Annotated in this window: 3 protein-coding genes; 1 reads left to right on the top strand and 2 read right to left on the bottom strand. The window is 68.8% G+C overall.

The features are described from left to right. Positions 1-162 precede the first annotated feature (162 nt). Positions 163-1,872, bottom strand: coding sequence for a tetratricopeptide repeat protein (locus K9U41_RS22160; RefSeq protein WP_282643007.1), 1,710 nt, complete (start codon positions 1,870-1,872; stop codon positions 163-165). Positions 1,873-2,021: 149 nt separating this feature from the next. On the opposite strand from K9U41_RS22160, the gene K9U41_RS22165 reads away from it, so the two are divergent. Continuing rightward, on the top strand, positions 2,022-2,552 hold the full coding sequence (locus K9U41_RS22165) for a gamma carbonic anhydrase family protein (protein ID WP_282643008.1): 531 nt from the start codon (positions 2,022-2,024) through the stop codon (positions 2,550-2,552). Between the two features lie 160 nt (positions 2,553-2,712). Here the strand turns inward: K9U41_RS22165 and K9U41_RS22170 are convergent, their stop codons facing one another. Next, positions 2,713-3,381 carry a transglutaminase-like cysteine peptidase gene (locus K9U41_RS22170; protein ID WP_282643009.1) on the bottom strand — a complete coding sequence of 223 codons (669 nt, stop codon included), beginning with the start codon at positions 3,379-3,381 and terminating at the stop codon, positions 2,713-2,715. Between the last annotated feature and the right edge of the window lie 257 nt (positions 3,382-3,638).

A 3,638-nucleotide genomic window follows, 5' to 3' on the forward strand; every position in this document is an offset into this window, starting at 1 on the left:
GTGGGGAAGGAGGCATGGCGTCGCGTTGTTTTTCCTTGAAAACCACCTCTGGAGCCCGATCCGATCAGCATGCGCCGCAGGCCGATCGGCGGGTGCTCTAGCATGGGCAGGATCGAGGCGATAGCCAAGGCAAGGCGCCACACCGTTCCGGGCCTTGACCGTTCAGGCGCCGGACCCCTGCGCCACGGTCGGCGCCATGGCGATATGGTCCGGCGCGGCGCCGGCCACGGCGCGATCCATCATGGCGAGATAGGCGGCCTCGATCTGCGCGCGGTAGCGCTGGATGTCGAACAGGCGTTCGCGCGCCGCGCCGTCCTCAAGGCGGGCGCGGAGGGCGGAAAGCCGGTCCGGGTCCCCGGCGAGGGACAGGGCGAGCGCCTCGTAGGCGTCCACGCTGTCGGTGACGAGATCGCCCAGACCGGACAGCTGCATCAGGCGGCCCGCCACCTTCGAGGCGAAGGAGCGGCCGGTCCGCGTCACCAGCGGCAGCCCCACCCGCAGCGCATCCGAGGCGGTGGTGTGGGCGGTATAGGGAAAGGTGTCGAGGAAGAGGTCCGCCAGCGCCATGCGGGCCAGGTGCTCCGGCAACGGGCGGTGGGGGGCGAAGATGAGCCGGTCGGGCGCCACGCCGGCGGCCTCGGCCGCGCGCCTGAGATGGGCGCGGGCTTCATCGCCGGCGAGCAGCCACAGCACGCTGCCCGGCACCCGCGCGAGCAGGCGCATCCAGAGGGCGAAGGTCGCCGGATCGAGCTTGCGGGCGTTGTTGAAGGCGCAGAACACGAAGCCGCTGGCCGGCAGGCCGCATTCCGCCCGGCCGGGGCGGGCGGCGACGGCGAGGGTCGGGTCGTTGGGCTGGTAGGTGTCCGGAAGGTGGACCACCTTCTCGCTGAAGAAGCGGGCGTCTTCTAGCGGCAGGACGAAGGGATCGGCGATCACATAGTCCATGAAATCGGCGCCGCTGGTGCCCGGATAGCCCAGATAGCTCACCTGCACCGGCGCGGCGCGGCCGGCGAAGATCTCCATGCGGTTGCCGTTGGTGTGGCCCATCACATCCACCAGGATATGGATGCCGAGGCGGCGGGCGCGTTCGGCGGTCTCAAACGGCTGGTCGCGTTCGCAGTCGATGAAGCGGTCCACGCTCGCCTCCACCCGCTTGCGGGCAGGGGAGGCGTCGTTCGGCCCGATGGAGAAGGCGGTGATCTCGAACTTCGAGCGGTCGTGGACCTCCAGTAGCCGGACCAGAAGATGGGTGGTCGGGTGGTTGCGGAAATCGGCCGACAGATAGCCGATGCGCACCCGCCCATCCGCAGGCTCGCGGGCGGGCAGGGGTTTTGGTGCAATGCCGGCGCAGCGGCGATGGACGGTGCGGCGCGCGGCCGCCAGCTGGAGCGCGGGGTCGTCGAGCCACAAGGTGAAGAACGGCGGGATCTCCGGCTGGGCAGGGTCCCCGGCGCGGGCGATCGCCGCCAGGAGCCGGGCGTCGTCCCGCCAGTCGCAGACCGAGCGGCGCGCCGAAAACAGCATGCCGGTGCCCTCGGGGAGGGACGGATCCAGCGCGAGGGCACGGGCGAAGGCATCGGCGCCCTCGCCGTTGCGCTCCACGGACGTGTAGGCGAGGCCGAGATTGTACCAGAGCTTGGCGTCTTGCGGCTTGAGCGCGGCGGCGGCGCGGTAGAGCGCGATGGCCTCGTCGGTGCGGTGCTGGCGCGAGCGCACCATGGCCAGAAGGTGCATGACGTCGGGATGGTCGGGCACGCTCTTCAGGATCTTGCGATACTGGCGGGCCGCATCGTCCAGAAGGCCGCGCACCTGGGCCTGATAGCCGTCGTGCAGCAGGCGGGTCTGATCGGGGGAGAGCGGGGGGATCGACACGCAGGGCTTCGGAAGGTTCGAACCGGACACGCGGGTTGCGCCGACGATTTACGCCAGCATGGCGCCAGCGGGATGCGCTTCGACGCTAGCACGCAGGCCGGGGCCGGTATAGTGACGCATCCGGACCCTGTACCCGACCGGAGACCGCCATGCCCATCTATGCCCTCGACGGTGTCGCGCCCACCCTGCCCGCCTCGGGACACTACTGGATCGCGCCGGACGCGGTGATTATCGGCAACGTGACCCTGAAGGAAGGCGCCAGCGTGTGGTTCGGCTGCGTGCTGCGCGGCGACAACGAACCCATCGTGGTGGGGGAGGGGTCCAACATCCAGGAAAACTGCGTTCTCCACACCGATCCCGGCTTTCCGCTCACCCTCGGCACCAACGTGACCGTGGGCCATATGGCGACCCTGCACGGCTGCGTCGTGGGCGACGGCAGCCTCATCGGCATGGGCTCCACGGTGCTGAACGGGGCGAACATCGCCGCAAGCTGTCTTGTCGGCTCCAAGGCGCTGGTCACCGAGGGCAAGGTGTTCGAGCCCTTCTCCCTCATCGTCGGCGCGCCGGCCAAGGTGGCGCGGCAGATCGACGAGGCGACGGCGGCGCGCCTCATCGGCACCGCCGAGCACTACCAGCACAATTGGCAGCGCTATGCCAAGGGCCTGAAGCGCATCGACTGATCGGGCGAGTTGCGCCCAAAAAGGAAAACGGGCCGGAACCGCGGCGTCGGTTCCGGCCCGTCTCGCCGCCGTGGCGTGGCCGAAGCCGCGCAGGCGGAAGGCTGAAGCGTCGAAGACTCAAGCGTCAAAGACTTAAGCGCCGTCTTGCGATGCACCGGGATCAGCGCCCGGTGCCCACCACTGGCGGCACGCGGGTCTCGCCCAGGGACACCCAGGTGGAGGGATCGACCTGGGACTGGCGCTTCACGTAGCGGTATCCCGTGTCCTTCCAGGCGCGGATGTCGGTTTCCTGGTTGTCGAGGATCAGGTCGCCCTTGTCGGTCATGACCGTGAGCACGGCATGGCCGTCGCCCTCGCGGTCGCGGACCACGGTGATGAGCAGGACCGAGCTGGGCCAGCCCAGATTGATGAGGCGGCGGCGCTTTTCCAGCACATAGTCTTCGCAATCGCCGCGGCTGTCGTCGGGATAGGCCCAGCGCTCGGTCTCGCCGTAGTGATCAAGGTCGGTCTCGGGCTGGACCGCGTCATTCACGGTGCGGTTGATGCGTTCCAGCTCGGCGGTGCGCTGGGTGTCGAGCTTCATCACGCCGAGGCCCGTGCCCGCCGCCTCGCAGTCATGATTGTGATCGGCGCAGAAGCGCACATAGCCGGTGGGGGCGGTGGTGACGCGCCCGTCGGCGAGATGGCGCGGGGCGAAGGCGGAGGCGAGATTGGCGAAGCGTGTGTTCTGTGCCCGCTGCTCTTGAGCACTGGCGGCGCTCACGCCGGCGCACAGGAGCGCCGCGGCGAGGGCCAGCAGGAGGCGGGGAGGCGAGATGCGCTTCGACATGGCGGGAAATCCGACCCGGTTAATGAAATGATAATGCCCGAAGCCCGCCGCATTTGCGCCGTCAACCTTCTATTAACCTTAACCGGCTAGGTTTTTAGATACCTCTAATCACTGCGGCGTTTTGTCGGGGTCACGGGGTCGGGTCGGGGTGGCGGCCCCCGCGGGACAGGGCGCGATGGATGGCTTGGCAGGGCCGGGAGGTCTCTGAAATCGTTCGTCGTCAACGGGATGGGATCAAGATCTCCCGCCGGGGCGGG

Source organism: Xanthobacter autotrophicus, from assembly GCF_029991245.1.
In the GTDB taxonomy this organism is placed as follows: domain Bacteria; phylum Pseudomonadota; class Alphaproteobacteria; order Rhizobiales; family Xanthobacteraceae; genus Xanthobacter; species Xanthobacter autotrophicus_C.

Coding starts and splice junctions, on each gene's coding strand:
- K9U41_RS22165 (WP_282643008.1), top strand. CDS start 2,022: ATGCCCATCTATGCCCTCGACGGTGTCGCGCCCACCCTGCCCGCCTCG.
- K9U41_RS22170 (WP_282643009.1), bottom strand. CDS start 3,381: ATGTCGAAGCGCATCTCGCCTCCCCGCCTCCTGCTGGCCCTCGCCGCG.